At 72.4% G+C, this 1,725-nt stretch carries 2 protein-coding genes; both read right to left on the bottom strand.

The annotated features are described in order from the left end of the window. Positions 1-35: 35 nt before the first annotated feature. A complete protein-coding gene (locus Q0L15_RS21945; protein WP_296606953.1) occupies positions 36-1,178 on the bottom strand; it encodes a zinc-binding dehydrogenase in 1,143 nt (380 codons plus the stop codon). 21 nt (positions 1,179-1,199) lie between these two features. Further along, positions 1,200-1,535, bottom strand: a complete 336-nt coding sequence (locus Q0L15_RS21940) for a hypothetical protein (protein WP_296606951.1) — start codon at positions 1,533-1,535, stop codon at positions 1,200-1,202. Positions 1,536-1,725 lie beyond the last annotated feature (190 nt).

Below are 1,725 nucleotides of genomic sequence, written 5' to 3'. Positions count from 1 at the left end.
GGCGGCCGACTACGACGGGTCGCGCGCCTGGTGACCTAGGCCCAGGGGTCGATGAGGATCTTGGCGTGCCGGTCGGCGACACCGAGGGTCTCGAACGCGCCGGCGACCCCGTCGAGGCCCACGACGTCCGTGACGAGCGGGCGAGGGTCGACGGTGCCGTCCGCGACGAGGTGCAGCGTCTCGCGGAACTCGACCGGGTCGTAGCAGAAGGAGAAGCGCAGGTCGAGCTCCTTGTTGACCGCCATCGTCGGCCGGAACGTGTCGGGCTCCATGCACACGCCCACCACCACGACCCGGGAGAGGAACGGGGCGTGGGTGACGATGTCGTCGATGACGCCCGGCACGCCCACGCACTCGAAGACGACCGGGCCGCGCGGCGTCAGCCCGAGCCGCTGGGCGGCCCGGATCACCGACCACCAGGGGAGCCGGGGGACCCGGCGCAGCTGGTGCATCGCGTCGAGGCCCTCGCCGAACAGCGCGGTCGCCGACGTGACGACGCCCTTCTCCTCCGCCACCAGGTCCCACAGCTCACCTGGGTCGACGACCGCGTCGGCCCCGCAGGCCGTGGCCAGCTCGCGGCGGCCGGCCGAGTAGTCGCTCGCGATCACCCGTCGCACCCCGGCGGCCTTGAGCATCAGGATCACCGCCAGCCCGATCGGGCCGCACCCCACCACCACCGCCGCGTCGCGCTTGCTCACGTCGCCGCGGTTCACCGCGTGCCGGGCCACCGCGAGCGGCTCGGTCAGCGCGGCCAGCTCCGGGTCCAGCCCCTCCGGCACCGGCATCGCGGCGTCCTCGGCGACCAGCACGTACTCCGCGTACGCCCCCGGCGCGTGCGGCGACAGCCCGGTCATCTGGATCGCGTCGCCGTCCTTCAGCAGCGGCAGTGCCACCAGCGGCTGGCCGATCTCCCACCGCTCGTGGCAGCCGGGGCCGTAGGCGTCGACCGTCCCGGTGAACTCGTGGCCGAGCACCACGGTGTGCTCGCGGCGCATGAAGTCGGGGTAGCCGACCTCGGCCGCCACGTCCGCGGTCGCGTCGGCGTGGTGGCGGGCGTGCAGGTCGGAGCCGCAGATCCCGGCCCGGGTGACCCGCAGCCGGACCTGGCCGCGGCCGGGTTGCGGCAGCGGCAGCTTCGCGACCTCGAGCGCTCCCTCGTGGACGGTGACGGCTCTCATGCCGTCACCGTAGGGGATGGATCAGTAGGACCACACGGTAGACTTGGCGTCCATCGTCAGGGGGCCGCCGGAGCGGCCGCTGAAGGCGAGCGACACAGCGCTGTACTGCGTGCACGGGCGGTAGGACCAGACCTCGCTGCGGTAGCCGCCGGAGGTGGCGCCCGCCTCGCGGTGGCCCTTGGTGCCGAACATGTGGTCGATCTTGGTCTTGGTCATGCCCTTCTTGGCCTTCTTGTACTCGGCCTTGGTCACGCACGCGGTCGCCGCGCTGGCGGTGCTCGTGGTGGCGCCGATCGTGGTGAGCGCGCCGGTCGCGACGAGGGCGAGGTCGGCCAGGCTCGGCAGGGTCTTGCGCATGATGATCTCTCCCGAGATCGGGTTCGTGGCGCCCCGGTCCCGGGGCTGAAACGAAGGTAGGCAGGGCTACACGGGCTGATCCGGTTTGTTGCAGCAGGGGTGGGTGTGATGCAGCAACCCTGCACGGGAGTGCAGAACCTCTCTCAGCCGGGGGACGCGGACGGGCTGGCCTGTAGGCCGGGTTCCCGGC

This window comes from Nocardioides sp. (assembly GCF_024509035.1).
In the GTDB taxonomy this organism is placed as follows: Bacteria; Actinomycetota; Actinomycetes; order Propionibacteriales; family Nocardioidaceae; genus Nocardioides.
This window is presented reverse-complemented; position numbering and strand designations above follow the sequence as displayed.